Source organism: Rhodopirellula halodulae, from assembly GCF_020966775.1.
Lineage (GTDB): Bacteria > Planctomycetota > Planctomycetia > Pirellulales > Pirellulaceae > Rhodopirellula > Rhodopirellula halodulae.
In genome coordinates this window covers 1-23,650 of sequence record NZ_JAJKFV010000014.1, presented here as the reverse complement: position 1 = coordinate 23,650, position 23,650 = coordinate 1, and the positions used below count along the sequence as shown (strand labels likewise).

General features: G+C 57.0%; 14 protein-coding genes. 9 read left to right on the top strand and 5 right to left on the bottom strand.

All coding sequences use genetic code 11. The features are described from left to right. Positions 1-349: 349 nt before the first annotated feature. Positions 350-1,924: an alpha-L-fucosidase gene (locus LOC70_RS12105; protein WP_230253839.1), complete on the top strand. Its 1,575-nt coding sequence runs from the start codon at positions 350-352 to the stop codon at positions 1,922-1,924. A gap of 43 nt (positions 1,925-1,967) precedes the next feature. Here the strand turns inward: LOC70_RS12105 and LOC70_RS12100 are convergent, their stop codons facing one another. Then, complete coding sequence (locus tag LOC70_RS12100) at positions 1,968-3,710, bottom strand: IlvD/Edd family dehydratase (RefSeq protein WP_230253838.1); 1,743 nt, start codon at positions 3,708-3,710, stop codon at positions 1,968-1,970. 144 nt (positions 3,711-3,854) lie between these two features. On the opposite strand from LOC70_RS12100, the gene LOC70_RS12095 reads away from it, so the two are divergent. Genes LOC70_RS12095 through polX form a run of 3 tightly spaced genes read left to right on the top strand, consistent with a single transcriptional unit; the run spans position 3,855 to position 7,215 of the window. After that, on the top strand, positions 3,855-4,592 hold the full coding sequence (locus LOC70_RS12095; RefSeq protein ID WP_230253837.1) for an MOSC domain-containing protein: 738 nt from the start codon (positions 3,855-3,857) through the stop codon (positions 4,590-4,592). Then, the gene (locus LOC70_RS12090; protein WP_230253836.1) at positions 4,582-5,427 is read left to right on the top strand and encodes an ATP-binding protein; all 846 of its coding nucleotides are present in this window, start codon (positions 4,582-4,584) and stop codon (positions 5,425-5,427) included. Before LOC70_RS12095 ends, LOC70_RS12090 begins: the two co-directional genes overlap by 11 nt. Positions 5,428-5,481: 54 nt before the next feature. Further along, positions 5,482-7,215 (top strand): DNA polymerase/3'-5' exonuclease PolX, encoded by a 1,734-nt coding sequence (gene polX, locus LOC70_RS12085; protein WP_230253835.1) that lies wholly within the window; start codon positions 5,482-5,484, stop codon positions 7,213-7,215. A 79-nt stretch (positions 7,216-7,294) separates the two neighbouring features. On the opposite strand, the gene LOC70_RS12080 is transcribed toward polX, so the two are convergent. Beyond that, on the bottom strand, positions 7,295-9,013 hold the full coding sequence (locus tag LOC70_RS12080; RefSeq protein ID WP_255716011.1) for a glutamine--tRNA ligase/YqeY domain fusion protein: 1,719 nt from the start codon (positions 9,011-9,013) through the stop codon (positions 7,295-7,297). A 239-nt stretch (positions 9,014-9,252) separates the two neighbouring features. Beyond that, the gene (locus LOC70_RS12075) at positions 9,253-11,733 is read right to left on the bottom strand and encodes a ligase-associated DNA damage response DEXH box helicase (protein WP_230253833.1); all 2,481 of its coding nucleotides are present in this window, start codon (positions 11,731-11,733) and stop codon (positions 9,253-9,255) included. A 269-nt stretch (positions 11,734-12,002) separates the two neighbouring features. Between LOC70_RS12075 and LOC70_RS12070 the strand changes: the two genes are divergently transcribed. Next, positions 12,003-13,031 (top strand): sugar phosphate isomerase/epimerase family protein, encoded by a 1,029-nt coding sequence (locus LOC70_RS12070; protein WP_230253832.1) that lies wholly within the window; start codon positions 12,003-12,005, stop codon positions 13,029-13,031. A 202-nt stretch (positions 13,032-13,233) separates the two neighbouring features. On the opposite strand, the gene LOC70_RS12065 is transcribed toward LOC70_RS12070, so the two are convergent. Then, positions 13,234-14,934: an ATP-dependent DNA ligase gene (locus tag LOC70_RS12065; protein WP_230253831.1), complete on the bottom strand. Its 1,701-nt coding sequence runs from the start codon at positions 14,932-14,934 to the stop codon at positions 13,234-13,236. Between the two features lie 362 nt (positions 14,935-15,296). On the opposite strand from LOC70_RS12065, the gene LOC70_RS12060 reads away from it, so the two are divergent. The 4 genes from LOC70_RS12060 to LOC70_RS12045 all read left to right on the top strand — a co-directional run bounded on the left by LOC70_RS12060 (position 15,297) and on the right by LOC70_RS12045 (position 22,900). Further along, on the top strand, positions 15,297-18,476 hold the full coding sequence (locus tag LOC70_RS12060) for a type II secretion system protein GspD (protein WP_390889035.1): 3,180 nt from the start codon (positions 15,297-15,299) through the stop codon (positions 18,474-18,476). Positions 18,477-19,273: 797 nt separating this feature from the next. Further along, positions 19,274-19,981, top strand: coding sequence for a ribulose-phosphate 3-epimerase (gene rpe, locus LOC70_RS12055; RefSeq protein WP_230253830.1), 708 nt, complete (start codon positions 19,274-19,276; stop codon positions 19,979-19,981). Then, complete coding sequence (locus LOC70_RS12050; RefSeq protein WP_230253829.1) at positions 19,978-20,559, top strand: histidine phosphatase family protein; 582 nt, start codon at positions 19,978-19,980, stop codon at positions 20,557-20,559. The genes rpe and LOC70_RS12050 overlap by 4 nt, the downstream gene beginning before the upstream one ends. Positions 20,560-21,475: 916 nt before the next feature. Then, positions 21,476-22,900, top strand: coding sequence for a Gfo/Idh/MocA family protein (locus LOC70_RS12045; RefSeq protein WP_230253828.1), 1,425 nt, complete (start codon positions 21,476-21,478; stop codon positions 22,898-22,900). Between the two features lie 282 nt (positions 22,901-23,182). Here LOC70_RS12045 and LOC70_RS12040 read toward each other — a convergent pair. Next, the coding region (locus tag LOC70_RS12040) for a transposase (RefSeq protein WP_230253827.1) at positions 23,183-23,650 on the bottom strand (468 nt) is incomplete at its 5' end.

Sequence of the window (23,650 nt, the reverse complement as noted above, 5' to 3'; positions counted from 1 at the left end):
CGTTTTCATTGTGAGCTGACAATCCTTTGGTAGCTCTCAACAACTCGATTCGCAATTCGTTTGGGCAACGAATGGCATTGCGGCAAAATTGGGTGGCTCCGGCGTGCGAGCCCCCTCTTTTCGCGAAATTCCGGTCGGTGGACCGACGTAATTTCGTTTGTGCGACGGCATCGTTTTATGCTGATTCGCGAGCCCGCCATCACATGTGGTTGATCAACGGCACTGTGTTGCCAAAACCGCTTGAGATCCGTGGCAAAAACACCCCACGCCCCCTGAAGTTGCTGAGTCCATGAAGTTCGTTTCGATTGGTTGTTTGCTGGTCACGTGTTTGCTCGTCACTCCAAACAGAGTGCAATCCCAAGAAGGGGCGGCGGCCCCTGTGGAATCGCACACGGGAACGAAGCCGTACGACGGCAGTTGGGAATCCCTGCAAACGATGCCCATTCCCGCGTGGTTTGATGATGGGAAGATCGGGATCTTCATTCACTGGGGCCCCTACAGCGTGATGGCTCATCGCAAGAATGATCGCGGGTATGCCGAACACTTGCCAAAGCTGTTGTACGCGGAGCCGGATGCCTACAACCCGTTTTTGAAATCTCGCTTTGGTGCGACGCCGCCGGAGTTTGGCTACAAGGATGTGGTGGATTCTTTTCGGGCCGAAAAATGGTCGCCGGATCAGTGGGCTGAGTTGTTCCAAACCGTTGGAGCGAAGTACGTGGTGATGACCGCCGAGCATCACGATGGGTGGGCGAACTGGGATTCCGATTTGACGCCATGGAACGCGGTCGACAAAGGACCGCATCGCGATTTGGTCGGAGATTTGGGTGAGTCGCTGAAGAAGGTTGGACTCAAATACGCACCCTCGTACCATCGCGAACGACACCCGGGCTTTTTCGCGAAACAGATTTATGCGGTGCACAGTGAACCGAGAGACATGATCGTTCGCGAGATGGAAGCGTCTCCGGAATCTCGCATGTTGTATGGACCGGAGTTCAGCTACAGCAAAGCGTTTGTGGATGACTATGTCGCTCGTTGGAAAGAAATCCAAACGAAGTACAAACCCGATTTCTTGTGGGTCGATGACGTGCCAATTTGGACGCGGGATGGAAACGATATCCGCAAGGGTAAGCTGCGTCCCGAAATTCAGTATTTCTACGACCAATGCCGTGTCATGATCACAGATTTCATGAATGACGCGGCCAAAGATGGGCGTGACGTCTACGTGAACAACAAGGGCGGCAATCGCAATTGGCCGGCCGGCGTCGGGTGTTTGGAAAAAGACAATTTGAAATTAAAGGTCGTGGGGCCGAAATGGCAAAGCTGCACCACGCTCGGCACATCGTTTGGTTACTTGGCGGCTGAAGAAGACCCGAACTACAAATGGAAGAAGACGGACGCCGAAGTGATCCACGAATTGGTCGAGGTCGTCAGCCGCAACGGCAACTTCTTGATCAACATCGGTCCCCGAGCTGACGGAACGATTCCGCCTTGGCAAGTTGAGAAGTTGCGAGCCATGGGACGTTGGCTGGACATCAACGGTGAAGCAATCTACGGCTCGCGGTATTGGAAAACCAGCGATCAGAAAGACGATCACTTGGCGTTCACAACCAATGGGGAAACTTTGTTCGCCATCCAGATGCAACGTCCCGAAGAACCCTTCGTGATTGATGGCACCAAAGAGTGGCAGGCGGACGAGGTGGTGTCAGTGCGATTGCTGGGATCAGAAGCTGACGTTGTTTGGGCAATGTCGGATGATGGTCTGCGAATCACGCCGCCCGAAGATTTAGGAAGCAGCGAACATGCGTGGTCGTTTGCGATCCAAACCAATTCGCAACAGCATCACCCCAATCAAATCGAGAAAGACGAAGACAAAGCCTTGCAAGGCACCAAAGCCGTCGACCTCGAAGGCCGCTTTCGCGAATGAGCGTTCGGCGGCGGAACGGAGTCAATTCGACATGACTAAGCGATCAGTGGATCGCGGGTTCCTCACCGGGGGAACGACCGGCGAGGAAGTCAAAATCGCATCCCTGATCGGCTTGCGTGACGTGCTTGGCATACAGCTTCATGTAGCCACGTTCGGGTGCCGGAGCGAGTTCAGGTTGCTGCTGACGGCGGCGTTCTTGTTCGGCTTTCTCCACATGCCAGTGGATTGTGCGTTCGGCAACATTGATCTCGATTTCGTCGCCCGTTTGAACCAATGACAGCGGCCCTCCCGCGGCGCTTTCCGGTGAGATGTGCAGCACGCAGGTGCCGTAGCTGGTTCCGCTCATCCGTGCGTCGCTCATTCGCACCATGTCCGTCACGCCGGATTGCAACAGCTTCTTTGGAATCGGCAACATGCCCCATTCCGGAAACCCAGGGGCACCCAACGGTCCCGCCGAACGAAGAATCAATACGCTGTTTTCATCCACGTCCAAGTCGGGATCGTGGATTTGTTCTTTCATCTGCGGGTAGTTGTCAAAGACCACCGCTTTGCCGCGATGGTGCAGCAATTTTTTGCTGGCCGCGATGGATTTGATCACGCAACCCGATGGTGCCAAGTTGCCTCGCAGCAGGCAGACTCCACCGGCGGGAGACACCGGGTTTTCGCGAGTGCGGATGACTTCGTTGTCGATGACTTCCGCGTCTTTGATTTGTTCGCCGAGTGTGGTGCCGGCGACGGTCTTGCAATCGAGGTTCAGCAAGTCTTGGATGCGATCAAGTAACGCACAGATGCCACCGGCTTCGAAGAAGTCTTGCATAAGAAAACGTCCGCCCGGACGCAAGTCGCCCAGCACGGGGGTTTGACGTGACAGTTCGTCGAAGCGGTCCAAGGTGAGTTCGTGTCCCAACCGGCCCGCGATGGCGATCAGGTGAACAATCGCGTTGGTGCTGCCGCCGATTGCCAACGAGGTCGTCAGTCCGTTATCGATGCTGTCGGCCGTGAAGAAGTGGCTGGGTTTGAGTTGTTCCCAAGCCATATCGACGGCGCGGCGGCCGGTGGCGACCGCCAATCGAGAATGTTCGGCCATCACGGCGGGAATGGTGGCGGCGGAAGGCAGCGTCCATCCCATGGCTTCGGCAACGCAGGCCATGGTGCTGGCGGTGCCCATCGTCATGCAGGTTCCCGCGGACGCCGCGATGCAATTTTCGACGCCATTCCAATCTCGATCGCAGAGGTTGCCGGCGAGACGTTGGTCCCAGTATTTCCACGCGTCGCTGCCGCTGCCCAACGTTTGGTCTTTCCATCGAGCCCGCAACATGGCGCCGGCGGGAAGGAACAAACTCGGGATGTCGGAGCTGATCGCCCCCATCAACATCGCCGGAACGGTTTTGTCGCAACCGCCCATCAACACCGCCGCGTCGATGGGGTGGCAACGCAAGACTTCTTCAACTTCCATCGCGAGCAAATTGCGATAAAGCATCGTTGTGGGCTTCATCATCATCTCGCCCAACGACATCACGGGGACTTCCACGGGAAAGCCACCGGATTGGAGGATTCCGCGTCGGACCTCGTCGGCTCGATTTCGGAAATGCGAGTGGCAGGTGTTCAGTTCACTCCATGTGTTCAGGATCGCCACCACCGGACGATCGCGGTAATCCACATCGTCAAACCCCATGCCTTTCAAACGCGAACGATGGCCAAACGAACGCAAGTCGTCTTTGCCGAACCAGCGGTGAGAGCGAAGTTGTGTGGGATCGCGTTCGGTTTCTGAGTTGGCAGGATTCATGGAGGGAATTGAAAAAGACGGATCGATCGGGGGGGATTCAGCGGGTAGGATGAACGGAACGAAGGCGGATGCGTGACGTTCCGGCGAAGATGCTGGACAGATTACAGACAATGAAAGTCGCTGTGGTAGTGAAGGATCCTCATCATGCACGATTCCTTGCGAATTGTTTCCGTGCAAATCGGCCGGTGTCGGTCGTATCTGAAGGATGGCGATCCATCGAAACCGTGGACCTCCGCGATTGACAAGTGTGTGGTCGATGATGCCATTGATGTGGGGGCAATGGGGCTCGCAGGTGACGAGCAAGCCGACAAAAAAAATCACGGCGGCGTGGACAAGGCGGTGCTGGGTTATTGCCACCCACATTTTTCGCAGTGGAATCAAGAATTTCCTGAGATCAATTGGGGCCCCGGTGCGTTCGGGGAGAACCTGACACTTGATGGATGGTTGGAATCGGACGTTTGCATCGGAGACGTGTTTGAATGTCGACGTCCCGAATCGAATCCATCGGATCGTGATGATCACTCGGCGGGAGAGTTGGATACAAAGCCATCGCAGGGTTTGCGTCTGCAAATTTCTCAACCGCGAGAACCGTGCTGGAAGTTGTCCCAGCGATGGGGGCTGCCTAAGTTAGCGGTGCGGGTTCAACAAACCCGACGCACCGGATGGTATTTCCGAGTGCTGAACCCGGGGCAGGTTCAGGCGGGCGCGACGTTGCACTTGATTGAGCGACCAGCACCCGAATTCACCATCGAGACAGCGAACGACATTTTGTTCGCGAAGCCTCGGGACGCAGAAGCCGACTTGAAGTTGGCGGCTTGCGAACCGTTGTCGGAAGCTTGGAAAGAAAATTTGATTCGCCGGAATGCTAAACATGTCGAATGACTCATCGATTCACGGAACCCACGGGGCTGGTTCCAACTCGTCGCCTCCTTCGGCCAACGGATTGACATCCGCCGCGACAGCCGTGGTGAGTGCGTCCAGCGAGTCAACCAAACCATTGATCGACACGGGGTACATCCGTCGATTAATGCATGACTTGAGCGCTCCCACCCGCCATGTCACATTTTTCTCCGGATTCATCGGCGAAGCTCTGACTGAGCCGTTGGATCTGGACGACGCACGGCGATCGCTGGCAACGGTTCAATCCGCCGCGGAACGGATGCAGCGATTGACTCAAATGGTGTCGCTGCACATGCGAACGATGGAGCTACTGCACACCGGATTCGCGGATCCCAGCTCTAGGATTGCACCGGACGCTTACTACTTGGCCGAAGTGGTTTCGGAAACGTGGGGAAGCATCGGCGGTGATGCGTCAGAGTTGACGATCAAAGGTGACACCAAGTGTTGCATTGATCGAAAGTTAATGAACATTCCGATCGAACAATTGCTCCGCAACGCCAAGTGTTTCGCGGATGAATCGCGAAAATTGGAGTTGGTGGTGTCGATCGCTCGCGAATGTGACTTCACGTCCATTCGGTTTCAGGACAACGGCATGGGATTGGACACGGCCTATGCCGACCGAATCTGCGAACCGTTCGAGTGTTTGGTCACGGGAAAAGATCGCCGCGAAGGAGCGGGCTTGGGTTTGACGGTGACCAAGTTGGTGCTGGACGCCATTGGCGGTTCGTTGAAGTTCGAATCTGATGGCGAATCGGGAACCACGGTGTTGATGAGCTGGCCACACCATTGCAATTCGGACGGCTCCCGCGTCGAATGATGGGTCCATCCCAGAACCATCACTCGACAACGATCGCTGAACTGAATCGCCCTCATGGACAACGCCGCCGTCGCTGCTGTTTTTGAAGAATTGGCCGAATTGCTGGAATTTCGAGGCGAAAACCCGTTTCGAATTCGGGCTTACCAGAACGGCGCCCGCGCAATCCGCGACTTGGACGAACCGATTGCCAATCTGGCGAAAGATCCTAGTCAGGATCTGTCCAAGCTATCGGGCATTGGCAAGACGATCGCTGAGAAGATCCAAGTGCTGTTGGACACCGGGTCGCTGCCTCAATTGGAAGAACTGCGTGAAGCGGTGCCCGAAATTGTGATTCAAATGTCTCGGATTCCGGGGCTGGGGGCCAAAAAGGCGAGCAAGCTTCGGGAAGAGTTGCAGATCGAATCGCTGGACGATCTGGCGGCGGCATGCCGTGAAGGCCGAGTCGCGGGGCTGAAAGGTTTTGGCAAGAAGACCGAAGCGTCGATTTTGGATGGGCTGGCGATCGCGAAAGCCGCTTCGGAGCGAATCTATTGGTCCAAGGCCGACGAACTGACTCGTGAGATCACCAAGCACATGCAAACGTGCGAAGCGATCGAACAGATGGAATGGGCGGGCAGTTACCGGCGCGGACGCGACACGGTGGGCGACTTGGATCTGCTGGCGGTGGCGAGCGACCGCGAAGCCGCGATGGATCATTTGGCGGCTTTCCCCGGCTTGGTTTCGATCATCGGCCGCGGCGACACAAAGATGTCAATTCGCGTTGGGAAAGCCTTTCAAGTCGACATGCGTTTGGTGGAGGCATCCGAATTTGGCGCGGCACTGCAATATTTCACCGGCAGCCAAGCCCACAACATTCACGTCCGACGGCTGGCGAAAGAGCACGGTTACAAGATCAACGAATACGGTGTCTTTCGATTGGACGATGAAACTCGCGTCGCGGGAGCTTCCGAAGAGGAGGTGTATCAATCGATCGGTTTACCATGGATTGCACCGGAGCTTCGAGAGGACCGACACGAATTCCAATGGGCTGCCGAGGACGCATTGCCGTCGTTGATCGAAACCGACGATGTGCTGGGTGATCTGCACATGCACACCTCCGCGACCGATGGACAGAACACGATCGCTGAGATGGCAGACGCGGCCATTGAGCGAGGCTTGAAATACATCGCGATTACCGACCACAGCAAACGCGTTTCAATGGCGGGTGGACTGGACAGCGAACGGTTGCTGAAACAGTGGGAGATCATCGACGAGGTTCGCAAGGATTACGAAGGTCGGTTGGTGATTTTGAAAGGGATCGAGTGCGATATCCTGGAATCGGGCGGAATGGATTTACCCGACGAGGTGCTGGAACAAGGCGATTGGATCCTCGGCAGCGTTCACTACGGGCAGAAACAGCCTCGCGACCAAATTACGGATCGCATTCTTGGTGCGATTGAGAATCCGCATGTGGATTGCATCGCCCATCCCACCGGTCGCATTTTGAATCGACGCGAAGCGTATGACGTCGACATGGACGCGGTGATGCAAGCAGCCAAAGAGAACGGCAAGTTCTTGGAGTTGAACGCCAATCCGGCTCGACTGGATTTGAACGACGTTCACTTAGCAGCGGCCAAGAAACGCGGCATCTCGATCGTGATCAACACGGACGCCCACGTGACCGACGGGTTGTGGGTGATGCGATACGGTATCCGCCAAGCACGCCGCGGAGGTTTGACCGCCGCGGACGTTGCCAACACGTTGCCTTACGAAGCGTTCGCCAAGCGGTTGGCAGCCGTCGGCGGTTGAACGCGATTGGTTTGGGATTCGTGGCGGGTTTGTTGTCGTGTTTCTGAATTCTTGACGAATTCAGCTACGGGATTTTGGTTCATGACTTGGCGGCGATTTTGCCCCATGTGTCCCGCAACGGAACGATGCGGTTGTAGACAACTTCGTCGGTCGTTGTGTCTGGATCCACGACGTAATACCCCAAACGTTCGAACTGGACTCGGTCGCCGGCGCTTACGTTGGTCAATTCCGGTTCGACGTACGCAGTCAGCGTCGTCAGAGAATCCGGGTTCAAGTGATCCAAGAACGATCCTGTGTCGGAACTGGCGTCTGGGTTCTCAACTTTGAAGAGTCGGTCGTAGTTGCGAACGGTGACTTGTTTCGCATGTTCGCGGCTGACCCAATGGATTGTGCCTTTGACTTTGCGGCCCGAGGTGTCTTCGCCGGATTTGGTTTCCGGGTCGTAGGTGCAGAGGACTTCGGTGATATTGCCGTCGGCGTCTTTCACGACGTCGTGACAATCAACGATGTAACCGGAACGCAGGCGAACCGCTCCGCCCTTTTTCAAGCGGAAGAACTTGCGAGGAGCCTCTTCGCGGAAGTCATCGCTTTCGATGAACAGTTCGCCACTGAAAGGGATCTCGCGACTGCCGGCGGATTCGTCTTCTGGATTGTTGATCGCCGACATCATCTCGACTTTGCCTTCGGGCCAGTTGGTGATGGTCAGCTTGATCGGATCCAGGACCGCCATGCGTCGCGGTGCGACCGCGTTGAGATGTTCGCGAACGGCGTTTTCCAGGCGGATGACGTCGATCGTGCTGTTGAATTTGGCCACGCCGATATCAGCGCAGAACGCTCGAATGGATTCGGGCGTGTAACCACGACGTCGCAAACCGACCAATGTTGGCATGCGAGGGTCGTCCCATCCCGACACGTGGTTCTCTTTGACCAGTTGCAGCAACTTGCGTTTGCTCATGACGGTGTAGGTCATGTTCAAACGAGCGAATTCGATTTGTCGTGGATGATGAATGTTCAGGCTTTCGCAGTACCAGTTGTACAGCGGGCGATGGTGTTCAAATTCCAACGTGCAAATCGAGAACGTGATTTTCTCCAGCGAATCCGATTGTCCGTGAGCCCAGTCGTACATCGGGTAAATGCACCACTTATCGCCCGTGCGGTGATGAGGCACGTGAGCGATTCGGTACATCACCGGGTCGCGAAGATTGATGTTGGGAGCCGCCATGTCGATTTTGGCTCGCAGCGTTTTCTCGCCATCTTTGAACTTGCCCGCCTTCATGGCTCGGAACAGTTCGAGGTTCTCCTCCGGCGTGCGATCGCGATGAGGCGAGTTTTTGCCCGGTTCGGTGAGCGTCCCACGGTACTCGCGAGTTTCCTCGGCGGTCAGATCGCAGACATACGCTTTGCCGTCACGAATGAGTTGTTCGGCCCACTCGTAAAGTTGATCAAAGTAGTCGCTGGCGAAATGCAGGTTGTCCCACTGAAATCCCAACCATCGCACATCGTCTTGGATGGAATCGACGTACTCGGTGTCTTCTTTGATCGGGTTGGTGTCGTCGAAACGAAGGTTGCACGTGCCACCCATTTCGCGAGCCAAACCGAAGTTCAGACAAATGCTTTTCGCGTGTCCGATGTGCAGGTACCCGTTGGGTTCGGGCGGGAAACGCGTCGCGACGCCATCGAATCGACCGCTGGCCAAATCCTCATCGATGGCTTGTCGAATGAAGTGCTTGGACGGAGTTTTTTCTGGGGTCGCCGAGTCGGATTTTTCGGGAGCGTTCACGTCGTTTGGCCAATTCAAAGGTCAGAAGTTGCCGGCATTGTGACGAGATGCCCAAGCTGGTGAAAGGGTAGAATGAGGAATCCCGCCCCGTCCGACTCGCCACTGCAACGCCCGCGTTTGCATGACAATTCTGGCACGTTTTCGGTTCACTTCGCCAAGCTTTTGCTGAAGGCCCCATACGGCACCGCTGCATGGGACAAAACGGCGTGCACCCCGCCGAGGCGATCGGTAGCAAATGCGATCAACGCCACGGCCGATCATTGATTGGCGGCTTTTTCGAGCTGAGCTTGCATGCGAGCGATGCGGTCCGCCAGAGTTTCGCTGGAGAGTCGTTCGCGCAGCCGATCGACCAACAAACCGAATCCCATCGGGGTGACTTTGGGCGGTTGCTTGAGCACAACGCGGCTTTGTTCAATGCGACGCAAGGCGTCTTCCATGCGAGAAGCGTTGAGCTGGTTCTCGAGGACTTCCGCGTTGCACTGCTTCAAAAGCAAGTTGTCAGGATCGTATTCGCGGAAGACTTCAAAGAACAAGTTGCTACTGGCTTGTAAATGCTTGTTGGGCTTTTGTCGTCCGGGGAAACCGCCATTGATCAAGCCAGCGATTCGTGCGATCGCTCGAAACCCTCGCCGGCTCATTTCCGTCGCGTTGAGTGATTCACCGATGTCGGCCACCAATTGGTCCGGCGACAACAACCCGGCGTCGAGGGCTTCTTGAAGCGGTGCCGGTTCGGGCGAGGTCAGCACAAATCCGTAATCGTTGCAGGCAAACGAGAATGAAATCTTCTTGATTCGAGACATCCGATGGGCCAGGACCGCGGAGAGGCCTTCGTGTGCCAACCGTCCGGCAAACGGGTAGAAGAACAACTGGTGTCCGTCACGCGTGCGAATGGATTCAATCAGCAATTCATTCGCGGCGGGAACGTGGCTCCAATCGCGTTGCAGTTCCAACAACGGTCGCATGCGTTTCATCTCGGGACCGATGTAATTGCCCTCGGCGGCTTGCTGCAATTTGAAACGCAAACCTTCGGCCAATTCGCTCGACAGCGGCATGCGTCCGCCCATCCAACGTGGAACCGCATCGGGCGTGCCCTTGGTGCGTTTGACATAGGCTTCGCTGTTTTGGATCCGAACCAACTCGACCAGTCGGCCGGCGAACAGGAATTTGTCGCCGGGGCTGACCTTGGAGAGGAACGATTCTTCGACCGTTCCCAGCGTGCCGCCTTTCAGAAATTTGATTCGCATGGAAGCGTCCGAAACGATCGTCCCGATGTTCATGCGATGCGTCGACATCACACGTTTCTGAGTGACTTGATAGCGTCTGTCGATCAGCTCGACTCGTTTGAATTCAGGATAGGCATCCAGTGTGTTGCCGCCGCGAACCACAAAATCGATCGCGAATTGCCATTGGGTTTGAGTCAGCGATTCATAGGCACGCGTTTGGCGGACTTCCTGCAGCAAGTCGTCAGATTCAAAGCCGCCTCCAATGGCGACGGTCACCAAGTGTTGCGTGAGCACGTCCATCGGCGCGGGGATCAGCGGTCGCGATTCGAGCTTGCCGTCTCGGATGGAATCTTGTGCAGCCGCCAATTCGATCAATTCAAACGCATTGGTCGGAACGAACGCGAGTCGACTGATCGCGCCGGGTTGGTGGCCGCTTCGTCCGGCACGTTGCAGCAAACGGGCGGCTCCTTTGGGACTGCCGATTTGAATCACCAAGTCAACCGCGGTGAAGTCGACGCCGAGGTCCAGACTGCTGGTGCAGACCACGGTCTTCAAACTGCCCTCTCGCAAACCGTTTTCGACCCAATGTCGAACGCTGGTGTCGAGCGAACCATGATGCAAAGCAATCTGCCCGGCCCAGTCGGGACGGTGGGCCAGCAGTTTTTGGTACCAGATCTCGGTCTGGGATCGAGTGTTGGCAAAGATCAGTGACGAGCTGGCTTGTTCGACTTCCTTCGCCACTTCGGGAATCATCCGAGTGCCGATGTGTCCGGACCAAGGAAAGCGTTCGATGACGCGAGGAAGGATCGAGAACAGTTTGGTTTTCTTTTTGCTCTTGCCGTGAATGATCACCGCGTCGTCGACGTTGGCAGGACCGACCAACGATTCCAAGGCTTCGTCCAAATTGCCCAGCGTTGCTGACACGCCCCAGGTTTGCAGCTCGGGTGACCAACGACGCAAACGAGCCAGCGCCAGTTCGACTTGCACGCCACGCTTGGTCCCCAGCAGTTCGTGCCATTCGTCAACAATGACGGCTTTGAGTTCGGACAGTTGCGGCTGCAAACGCTCGTGTGTCAGCATCAACGTCAAGCTTTCGGGGGTCGTGACCATCGCCGTTGGCAGCTTCTTCATCTGCCTCGCTTTGAGACTGGCTTTGGTGTCGCCCGTGCGGCCTTGCAGATCCCACGGCAAATTCAGCTCATCAATCGCGGCTTGCATCGCTGCGGTTGTGTCGCCGGCCAGTGCTTTCAGCGGTGTGACCCAGAGGACTTGCAATCCCGGTGGACGTTTGGGATTCCAGCGACTGGCGTCTTTGTTTGCATTCATCCACTGCAGCAGCGGCCCCATCCAAACGGCGAGCGTTTTGCCCGTGCCAGTGGCGGAATGCACCAGCCCACTTTTTCCGGACAAGTAGGCTTTCCAAGCCGAACGCTGAAACAGAAAGGGTTTGGAATCGCGAACAGCGAAAAATCGATCCACCAGCTCTCTCGGACGAATGCGATCAGTTTTCGACATGAAGAGGAGGAGTGAGGGAGAAGGAGTAAGGGAGAAGGGCTGAGAAGAGAGGACTGAGTGTGGAGGGCGGAGGAACGTCAGTGATGCTGGTGGCGGCTCAATGCTTCGTAGGTTGGCCACTCTTGGCCGACGCCTTTTGCGCCGCCATGTAAGACATGACATACGCAATGGAGTGTTGCGACGTGGCAATGTCCACTGCGGTGTCGTGCGTTGGGTTAGGCTAGGGAACATCCTCCATCATCCCCAACGTCGATCCAGGAGCCGCTTCCATGGGAAACCATCATTCATCCAAGTCGCAATCGTCCGTGGATCGCCGAGAATGGCTGAGCTATGCGGCCTTTGGTGGAGCGGCATTGTCCGGTGCGATCGCGGCGGGGAAAACGGGGGCCTCTCCGGCGAATGAGTTGCAAACTTTGAGCCAAGACCGGCCAAAGTATGACTTCAAAAAGTCGATCAATTTGTGGGCGTTTCCATACCCGGACAAGATGTCGCTGAAGCAATGCTTGCAAATGGCCAAGGATGCTGGATTCGACGGCATCGAGCTGAACTATGACTTAGACAGCGATTTGTCACCGAAATCGGGAACGAAGGAGTTCACCGAAATCCGCAAGATGGCGGACGAAATCGGAATCGCGATCAGCGGCGTTTGTTCGTTTTTGTTTTGGCCTTATCCGCTGACCAGCAACGATCCGGCGGAACGTTCCCGCGGGATGGAACTGGCCAGCAAAATGACGCGAGCCGCCCATGACTTGGGGACGGAAAATTTGCTGGTGGTTCCCGGTGCCGTGCACATGCCGTGGCGTGAAGACCATGATCCGACACCCAACGATGTGTGTGACGCTCGGGCTCGAGAAGCGATCGGCAAGTTGTTGCCCGAGGCGGAAAAGCTGGGTGTGAAGATGAATATGGAGAACATCTTCTTCAACGGTTTCCTGATGTCACCGATGGAGATGGCAGAATTTGTGGACAGCTTTGACAGCGAGCACGTTCGCGTTCATTTCGACACAGGAAACATCATGGAGTATCAGTTCCCCGAACACTGGATCCCGATCTTGGGTGATCGAATCCAGAACGTGCACTTGAAGGAGTACACCAAGAAGGGAAGCGATCACTCGTTGGAAGCGTTTCGCCCCTTGCTGGATGGAACCACGAATTGGCCCGCCGTGTTGGAAGCGTTTGACGGCATCGGATACGACGGCTATTTGACCTTCGAGTATTTCCATCCGTACGCACACTATCCGGAAGCGTTGATCTATCAAACCTCGGATTCGCTGGACCGAATGCTCGGGCGAAAATGAACGCTAGCCAGTCGACACGTTGCGAAGTCACCACGCGGCACTGGCTGCCAGCCGGTTCCGCCACCTTGGCAACGCCATTCAACCACGAATTGAATGCAATGCGTCGGTATTGAAGATTGCGTTGGTGGTGAACGGGCAGGATGCAGCCTGGCAGGCTGCATTACGGGCCGTTGACGAGTTCGACAAGTGTAGAACATTTGTCTCAAATGTTTCGTGGCGAAGCCGATTCATTTTTGACCGAGATTGATTTGGGCTCGGGATCAGGCAGCATGGCGAGTAGATCAGACAAGCGATCCGCGTCCTCGGGTTTCTTGTCCGTTCGCCAACGAACAATGCGGGGAAAACGAGTCGCGATGCCGGACTTGTGCCGCGTGCTGCGTTGCAATCCCTCAAAAGCCAGTTCCATCACCAACTCGGGTTGAACACTTCGCACCGGTCCAAAACGCTCCGACGTGTTGTCACGAACAAAGCGGTCGACCTTCTGAATTTCGGCGTCGGTCAAACCGCTGTAGGCTTTCGCGAATGGAACCAGTTTGTCGCCATCCCAAACTGCGAAGGTGTAGTCCGTGTAGAGACTCGCCCGTTTGCCATGGCCTCGCTGAGCATAGATCAACACCGCGTCGACCGTGTGCGGTGCGAGTTTCCATTTCCACCACACGCCTCGTGTGCGACCGACGCTGTACGGCGCGTCCAGCCGCTTGATCATCACGCCTTCGGCCAGCACATCACGGCTTTGCGAACGAAGGTCGGCAAGTCCCTGCCAACTGGAAAACGAAAGTGGTTCGTTCCAAACCATGCTGGGAGGTTGATGCTTCGCCAGGATCGATTGCAGTTGTTCGCGACGCTCGAACAGAGGTTGCTCACGCAGATCCAGCCCGTTCGCTTCGATGCAGTCAAACGCGTGGAACATGACGGGAACTTCGGTGAGCAGTTTCTTGCCGACGGTTTTGCGTCCGATGCGACGTTGGAGCTGGGCGAACGGCAGAACCTCGATCGATGGACTCGACGCATCCGTGGTTGCGAATCGGCTCGCCAAAATTTCCCCGTCCAGCACCGTGCCGTCCGGCAGAAACTCCGCAGCACGTTCGATCTCCGGCCAGCGATCCACCATCAGGTCTTCGCCACGAGACCAGATGTAGGTCCGTCCCGCACGGCGGATGACCTGTCCGCGAATTCCGTCCCATTTCCAATCCGCTTGGTAGTCCGCCGGATCACCCAAGGCAGACCAATCCGGTGCGTCGCCCGTTTCATTCGCATCGTCCGCGAGGGCGTGCGCGAGACAAAATGGATAAGGCCGGCTGTGCAGGGCATCGTCCAGATCAGGCGAATGGAGTTTCTGCACAAACTCGGGCGTGGGGGACCAATCGCCCATCAACCGGTGAGCGATCACGTCCGCCGGCAACCCATTGGATTCGGCGATCCCGCGAGCGACCAAACGCGAACTGACGCCGACCCGAAATGCTCCGGTGATCAATTTCATCAGGATCAACCGCGAGGTGCCTCGCGTTTCCGCCCACATTTGTCGGACGGCGTCGGATTGCTGCGATTCGTCCATGCGGGACAGCGGCAGAACTTTTTCATGCATCCATTCTGACAAACTGCGGGAATCCGCAGCGGACGAGTTTCCTGCGGGCACGAGCAGCGTGATGGTCTCCGCCAGATCGCCGACGGCGTCGTACGATTCCTCGAACAACCAATCGGGGACGCCGGCCTGTTCAGCAGCCAGTCGACGCAGCAAACCCGTCGAAACCAAGCGTTTGACGCGTCTCCCGCTGAGTGCGGCGATTGCCCACCCGGCGTCCTCGGGTGCCGCCGCCGACATGTACGCAGCGATCGCGGCGACCTTTTCATTCGTTTTGGTCGTTTGATCGAGTCGTCGAAAAAGTTCCGCGAAGAGTTTCATGCAGTGGGCTTGTTTTCCGCTTGACAAAAATCCGTTTGGTTCTCTCAAAGCCGTGTTGACACTGGTTGTCCGCAAATCGTATTGCCAACCTCGCTAGGAAGGTTTTCGTGCTGACTCATTGGGTGAATTTTCCCAGGACGGGGGATTCTATCCACGAGACCAGTTCGAAACGCGGGATGCTGCAAGCGTTCCCGGCCGACAACCAGTCCGCCTTGGGTGAGTCTGGGCGAGAGCTTTCCGGCACTTTATGGATTTCATGTCTCACGCGAAGAAGGAGAGTCGCGTTGAACCGCTCGTATCATCCGCCCCGGCGGAACCGGTCGTGTCCTGCGGGACGGATCAAGGATGAATTGGGTCAATCGTTGACCGCGTCGACCAGCGAACCTGAGAAGGCATCGCCCACGTCAGCGCCGGAAACTCGATGGCGTCGCAAGGTCACTCGTTCGTTGTTGTCGTTGTCGATGGCTTCGATGCTGTCGACCGTGATGGCCGCTCCCGAGGCGTCCGCACAATTCACATTGCCCCCAAGCGACACCGCAGCCAAAACGCCCGCGGCATCGACTCCGGCCTCCGCCGCGAAACCCTTGGCGGTTCGTCGGACGGAAACGTTGAAGTTGGTGGCCGCCGGTCGCGCCGCTCTGGACAAGGGCGATGTGAAGACCGCCTACCAACTGGCCAACCAGGCTCAAACCTTGGGCGTGAAAGAACATGAATTCCAAGCCGGCGATGCTCGTCCATGGCAATTGCTGTTGGACGCGCAAGCCGCCGCACGTCGCACCGGATTGGACTTGAACGCGTTGGCGAAACAGCCCGCCAATCCAATCATGCAAACCAGCGGCACCGCCGCAGCCGGAACGGGCTTCGTTCAACAAGCCGGCGGAGCGAGCACGCTTCCCGGTGGTGTGAGCCAAGTGCAAGCGACGTCGCCACTGGGCGGAGGCAACTCCGACGGCGATCGTTTGTACCGTGAAGGCATGGACTTGTTGTCGCAAGGCAAGAAGACCGAAGCTCGCCAAGCGTTTGTGAAGGCTTGGACGTTCGAGTCCGAGTTGGACACCGAAACGCGTCGAGCCTTGAAAGACAAATTGACGTTGTTGCAGCCTTCGCGTTTGCCTTCGCCGGCCGCCGGGCAACCGATGACCGCGATGGACAAAGCGGAACTCGAAGCACAACAACAAACCCGTCGCTTGTACCGCGAAGTCACCACGGAACTTTCCAAGGCGAACGAGAAACGTACCAACGCGCCGATGGACGCCGTGGACGATCTCGAACGTTTGCGTCGACGTGTTGAGGGAGCTTCGATTGACGAAGCCTCCAAAGCATCGCTCGCTGCCATGGTCGACCGTGCTTTGACGGATCAGAAAACCTACGTCGAACAGCATCGCGCCGAGATCGAATTGGACTTGGCCAACGAAGCCGTTCGCACCGAAATGGCAAACGATGCTGCCAAGGAAGCTCGACTGGACGATGAAATTTCGTCACTGGTCGAGACCTTCAATGACTTGATGGACGATCGTCGCTTCCACGAAGCCGAAGTGATCGCCAAGCAAGTCGGTGAGCTGAAACCCGGTTCGCCCATCGCACAAAGCATGTTCCACAGCAGCCGGATGGGTGTTCGCATCCAAATGGATGAGGAGATTCAAGCTGGCAGCGAAGACGGCTTCGTTCGCGAAATGTTGGCGATCGGTCGTGCCGCGGTCCCACCGGATCCGGATCGTCCGTTCTCCTTCCCCGAGATTCGTTCGTGGGAAGAGCTGTCTCGCCGACGTCTAAGCAGTGGTGCCGAGAGCAGCCTGTCACCACGCGAGCAAGAGATCAAACGACGACTCGCGACCGAAGTGGAAGTCAAATACAACAACCGACCACTCGGCGACGTGCTCGACGACCTGTCAACCGTGACCGGTGTTCCAATCGTGATCGACAACCGGGCGCTCGCCGCGATCCGTTTGAATCGCGAGACCCCGGTCAGCCAGAACATCTCCACGCGGATCTCGCTCGAGAGTGCTCTGAACATCATCTTGGGCGATTTGGATTTGACTCACGTCATCGGCAACGAAGTGCTGAACGTGACCAGCAAAGAAGCTCGCCGCACGATGGTCGAACAGCGTACCTATCGCGTCGCGGACTTGGTCACGCCGATTCCAAACTTCGTCTCGGGTTACGACGAAGGTTTGCGTGGGGCACTGCGAAGTGCCTACCAAATGATCAATCCACAAACGGACGTTCAAGTCGTTCCCGTTTCCGCGTCTGGTTTGTCCGGGTTCGCTGGGAACAACGCGAACGCTGGGATGCAACCGAACATGTTGGGCCAATACAGCCCCGGTGGTGGATTTGCCACGGCCGGCGGTTTGGGATCGCCCAACGCTTTTGGTGCACAGGGTGGTCAATCGATGGCTGACTTCAGCCAACTGATGCAGTTGATTCAAACCACGATCGAACCTGAATCGTGGGAAGCACTCGGCGGCGTCGGCACGATGGCACCTTATCCGCAGAACCTGTCGTTGGTGGTTAGCACGACCAGTGACGTGCACGATCAAATCGTGGACTTGCTGGAATCGCTACGACGACTGCAGAACTTGCAAATCACCATCGAAGTCCGCTTCATCACGTTGTCGGACACGTTCTTCGAACAGATCGGCGTCGACTTTGACTTGCAGTTCGACGACAACGCACCTGGTTTGCCCGGTGATGACAGTGGCCCCGAAGTCACGATCGGTTTGGATCCCGATGGAACGCCAACGGCCGACCTCGACATCCGACTGGACAACAATGTTTCCGGCGTGGTCGCACCGTTTGGTGCTCCTGACGCGGGTGCGATTTCGACACTCGGGTTCGCGATCCTCAGCGACATCGAAGCTTACTTCTTCTTGCAAGCCGCTCAGGGTGACAGCCGCACGAACGTGATGCAGGCACCCAAAGTGACTTTGTTCGACGGACAGATCGCTTCGATCAGTGACCAAACCCAACGTCCATTCGTGACCAGTATCGTGCCCGTGGTGGGTGACTTCGCCGTCGCTCAGCAACCGGTCATCGTGGTCTTGGACGAGGGCACCCGACTGAACGTCCAGGGTGTGGTCAGCGAAGACAAACGATTCGTGCGTCTGACCTTGATCCCTACCTTCAGCCAAATTGGTGAAGTCAACGAGTTCACCTTCCAAGGAAACTCGACGACTCGTAACAGCAGTAACCGCAACGTCGACACCAACGGCGACGGTGTGGTGGACGAGGAAGACGAGCAAGAAGAAGAAAGCATCGTTCAAGGTACCACGGTCCAGCAGCCAACGTTCGCATTCACGAACGTCAGCACGACCGTCAGCGTCCCAGACGGTGGCACGATTCTTCTGGGTGGTATCAAGCGAATGAGCGAAGGCCGCAACGAACGCGGACTGCCGTTCTTGAGCAAGATCCCTTACGTCAGCCGATTGTTCCGCAACACCGCGGTTGGTCGTCAGTCCAGCAGCCTGATGATGATGGTCACGCCACGGATCATCATCCAGGAAGAAGAAGAGATTGCTCAGACCGGATTTGATCCAGGGCGTTGATCGACCATCGATCGGACCAGAGACCCGGAGAGCGTCCTTCCGCTCTCCCGCGTCGCGGTCGCGATCGATATGTCGAGCAGGACTCTTGGATAGACAGAGCCACTGAGCAGACAAGCTAAAAAGCTGATCCAACAAAACGGTCGCCGCGATTCGCAAGAATCACGGCGGCCGTTTTTTTTGAGGGCTGAGGGCTGAGGGCTGAGGGCTGAGGGCTGAGGGCTAGGAGCTAGGAGCTAGGAGCTAGGAGCTAGGAGCTAGGAGCTAGGAGCTAGGAGCTAGGAGCTAGGAGCTAGGAGCTAGGAGCTAGGAGCTAGGAGCTAGGACAAGACGCAAAGTTGAATCACAACGGCAAAATTTTGCGGGGGATAACCCGCCGTTACAGTTGCTAGCAATTGCTGGATATTTCGATTTTTCGGGTGAGGGCCGCCATTGTGGCGATTGGACCATCGCGTCCTCAAATGCCGGCGATTGACAGTTCACCAGCGACTTGATCAATCTGTTGCCCCATCGACGTCACCTCCACGTGTCGCGTTGGACCGCCGGAACCGTTTGGAATGGTTTTGCGGCGGCTGAATTGGCACGTGGATCGCGTCACACCACAGCGTCTGGGACAGTCCGCCGACATGGCGAATTGCGGTGCTGGCCGAACAGTTGTTTCCACAGCTGAGTTGGTCAAACCGGCGTGAGAACGTTCCCGTGGTTCCGCATCACGCGGCGAGTTTTTGCTTTTTGGCGAAGGCTATCCCGCAGCGAAGCCAAATTCGCGTGGTGCATCCATTCCCCGATGAGACAACTGTATGAGCCGAGCGAAGCTCGATTCCATCCGTGCCGCGGGCCCGGCGATTTTGCCGAGCCTTTTGCAATGCGACTTTGGTGATTTGCGATCCGAGGTCGAACAACTCACCGCCGCAGGAGCGCGGGTGCTGCACTTGGACGTGATGGATGGCCATTTCGTGCCCAACCTGACCTACGGCATGCCGATCGTGGAAGGTTTGCGTCGTCATACGAACATGCCCTTGGATGTTCATCTGATGATCAGCGACCCCATGGCGTATGCGAAACCAATGGTCGATGCCGGCGCGGACTTGTTGACCTTTCATGTGGAAGCCGTCCAGGACAGCGTTGAAGTGGCGGGCCAGATCCGTGACCTGGGCGTGGGTGTCGGCGTGGCGATCAATACCGACACGGATTTTGCCAAGCTGGACGACTGCTTGGACGCCGTGGACATGGTGTTGGTGATGAGCGTCAACGCTGGGTTCGGCGGCCAGTCGTTCAATCCTGTCGCACTGGATCGACTGAAGAGTCTGAAGCAACGCAAACCGGATTTGCTGCTTGAAATCGACGGCGGAATCAAAGTCGACACGATCGGCGCCGCTCGCGAAGCCGGATGCGACTTGTTCGTCGTGGGATCGGCGATCTTCGGCCAGCACGATTACGAAACGGCGATCAACGAATTGACGCTGGCGATGAACGGATCGCACCCCGGTGCAGGAGGCCAGACATGATTTCGCTGCGTTCCAAAGCGGTTTCAAAGGTGGTTCTGATTCGTCCGGGTGCCACGTCGTTCGACGAACAAGGCCGCATGAAGGGCAACTTGGACATGCCCTTGTGCTCTCGTGGTCGTGATCAGGCGGAGTCGTTGGCGAGTGAGCTGGCGGGAATTCGTTTGAACGGCATCTTCACTGCGCCTTGCCAATCCGCTGTCGAAACAGCGACGTTGCTGTCCGAAGGCCGAGACCTGCGTCCCAAAGTCGTGGAAGAATTCCGCAACGTGGATCATGGACTTTGGCACGGCAAGCTGATCGAGGAAATTCGTCGCAACCAGCCACGCTTGTACCGCGAACTCTGTGACACGCCGGAGTCGACCTGTCCTCCTGGTGGCGAGCCTTTGTACGAGGCGGCGGTTCGAGTCGGCAAAGCCGTGCGTCGAATTTTGCGTCGCAATCGAAATCAGGTCGTGGCGTTCATCATTCCTGATCCCCTGGCATCGCTGGTGGCGAGTCAGTTGAAAGACGAAGCCCTGCCGGAAATTTGGAAAGTCGAAACCGACGCCGGAAACTGGCAGCTCATCGAAACCCGTTGAGACAAAACACGCGGATCGATTGGTAGGTCCGGTTCCACCGGACGCCGTGTTCTCCGCTGTATGACCAAAAGTCGGCCAAGAGTGGCCAACCTACCTCGCTGTAGGTCCGGTTCCACCGGACGCTCTGCCCATCACCGGTTCCACCGGACACTCTGCCCGTCGTGCGATTCTCTGTCGGCCAAGCGTGGCCAACTTACGTGGCTGCGATTCGGCGGGTGATTGCCCGCGGTGTCTGACACGCCCGCGACTGACGGTTGTCGCGATCGCTCGGGTGGGATCTTTTCGCATTTTCCGGGAGCCCGTTTTCTGGTCCGACCAGCGTTGTAGGTCCGGTTCCACCGGACGCTCTGCCCATCACCGGTTCCACCGGACACTCTGCCTGTCGTGCGATTCTCTGTCGGCCAGGAGTGGCCAACCCACGTGGCTGCGATTCGGCGGGTGATTGCCCGCGGTGTCTGACACGCCCGCGAATGACGATTGTCGCGATGCTCGGGTGGGATCTTTTCGCATTTTTCGCGAGCCCGTTTTCTGGTCCGACCAGTGCTGTAGGTCCGGTTCCACCGGACGCTCTGCCCGTCGTGCGATTCTCTGTCGGCCAAGAGTGGCCAACCCACGTGGCTGCGATTCGGCGGATAATTGCTCGCGGTGTCTGACACGCCCGCGGCTGACGATTGTCGCGGTCGCTCGGGTGGGATCTTTTCGCATTTTCCGCGAGCCCGTTTTCTGGTTCGGACGGTCATCCAAAAGATTGCCTGCCCTCTATGGAGATGGTAATCTGGGCATTCCGGCGAAAGGATAATCCCGCTCGCCGCCCCTCCCCGCTCGGCTTCCGTCTAAGAAAGATTTCGCTGGCGGATCCGCGGAGGGACTCGCCTCCTTTGCCCACCTCTTTCCATTCCCTCGGAACTCTTTGTCCATGACCCAGAAAACCAATCGTCGTCGTTTCATTGGCCAGTCGGCAGCATTGACTGCCGGCGTCGGCTATTTCGCCGGGACCAGCCTGGCTCAAGAAGAATCGCCTTCGGCATTGAACGCCCTGTCGGCCGCTTGCATCGGCGTGGGCGGAAAAGGCGGTAGCGACACCAGTCACATCGCCAACCAAGGCGTGAAGATTGCCGCGCTGTGCGATGTCGATCGCGACACGCTGGCGAAGAAAGGACGCGAATTCAAAGACGCGGAGCAGTTCGACGACTTCCGCGAAATGTTGGACAAGCTGGGTGACAAAGTCGACATCGTGACGTGCAGCACGCCCGACCACACGCACGCGGCGGCCTGTGTCAAAGCCATGAACATGGGCAAGCACATCTACTGCCAAAAACCGATGACATGGTCGATTCGCGAAGCTCGTTTGATGCGTGAGACCGCTGAGAAGACCGGCGTGGTCACTCAAATGGGCAACCAGGGCACCAGCGAAGACGGACTTCGCGAAGCCGTGGAAGTCATCCAAAGCGGTGCGATCGGCGACGTGACTGAGATTCACATCTTCAGCAACCGTCCCGTGTGGCCACAGGGTGGTGGACGTCCGTCAGGCGAAGACCCCGTGCCGGATTCGCTGAACTGGGATGCATGGATCGGTCCCGCACCGATGCGTCCATTCGTCAAAGGAGCCTACCATTCGTTCAACTGGCGTGGTTGGGTCGACTTCGGCACCGGAGCTCTCGGCGACATGGCATGTCACACCACCAACATGCCAGTGAAGGCGTTGCATCTGTGGGACCCCATCGCCGTCACCGCCGTGAAGAATCCTGGCATCGTGGAAGGCGAACAATTCCCCGCCAGCAGCTCGCTGATGTTTGAGTTCCCCGAGCGTGAAGGTGCCAACGGAGCGACGTTGCCACCTTGTAAGTTCTACTGGTACGACGGAGGCAACTTGCCACCGGAAAGCATCATCTCGCAATTGCCCGCGTCGTTCCAAAAACGCGTTCAGGCTCAACGTGACGGTGGACGCAAACAATCCGGTGCCGTCATCGTCGGCAGCAAAGGCTTGGTGTTCTCGCCCGATGATTACGGTGCCAAGTATTACCTGCTTCCCGAAGACAAATTCGTCGACTTCAAGAAGCCTGATCCTTGGCTGCCACGCATCCCACACAAAGCCAGTGGCGACGAGCGTCACAAATGGGAATTTGTCAGCACGGTCAAAGGCGAATACGAGCCCGGAACCATGTCGAACTTCGGTTACGCTGGCCGCCTGACCGAAACGATCTTGGTCGGCAACTTGGCCATGCGTGCGGGCGAAGGCCAACGCATCGAATGGAATGCGAAGGACCTGAGCAGTCCGAACGTTTCATCCGTCAACGAATTCGTCCAACGCGAATACCGCGACGGTTGGAGTTTGGGTTGAGCCTCGTTAGCTAGCGACAACTGACCGGCGGCAACACCGCCAAAACGAACAACGCCCGCTCGTCGCCATTTCGCGACCAGCGGGCGTTTTCATTTTCCAAACCAACCGTAGGTCAGGTCTCACCTGACGCCCCGGCCGATGCTTCGGAACAAAGCGAGGCGTCCAAGATTCCGCGCCGCGATTGTGATTCGTCGAGATGGTGGTATTGGCTGGCATTTCACCATCGTCAGGCACGGCCTGACCTACGTTTGCATGTCGCCGGCCGTAGTGGTCGTTCCGGCTCTATGTGTCATGCTGCGGATAAAGCGACTTGAGTTTGACTCGCGCATCTTCGGTGGTGAATCTCCAATTTGTGCCACGCTTTTTTGCGTTGCGATCGGATTGCCAACGCTCAATGTGACAGTCCATGGCTTCGGCAGTTTCAAATCGAATGCTGCCCAGACATAGGCGACTTAGAAGGCTCAGTTCCATTTCCGCCATGTTCAACCACGAGCCGTTCTTAGGAGTGAACACTAAGTTGAGACGCCGACGGAGACGTCCCGCTCGTTCCGCATCAAATGTATGGTAGAGACTCGCAATGCTGTGCGTGTTGAGGTTATCGCACACGAGCGTCACGGTTTCCGCATCGGGATAGTCGACTTCCAAAAGCGTCCGTACCTCTTGGGCCCAATCGACGCGAGTTCGACTCTCGCGGCATCCGACGCGCCGCCAACCATCAATTGGGTTGTAAAACATCAACAGTGATCGCAC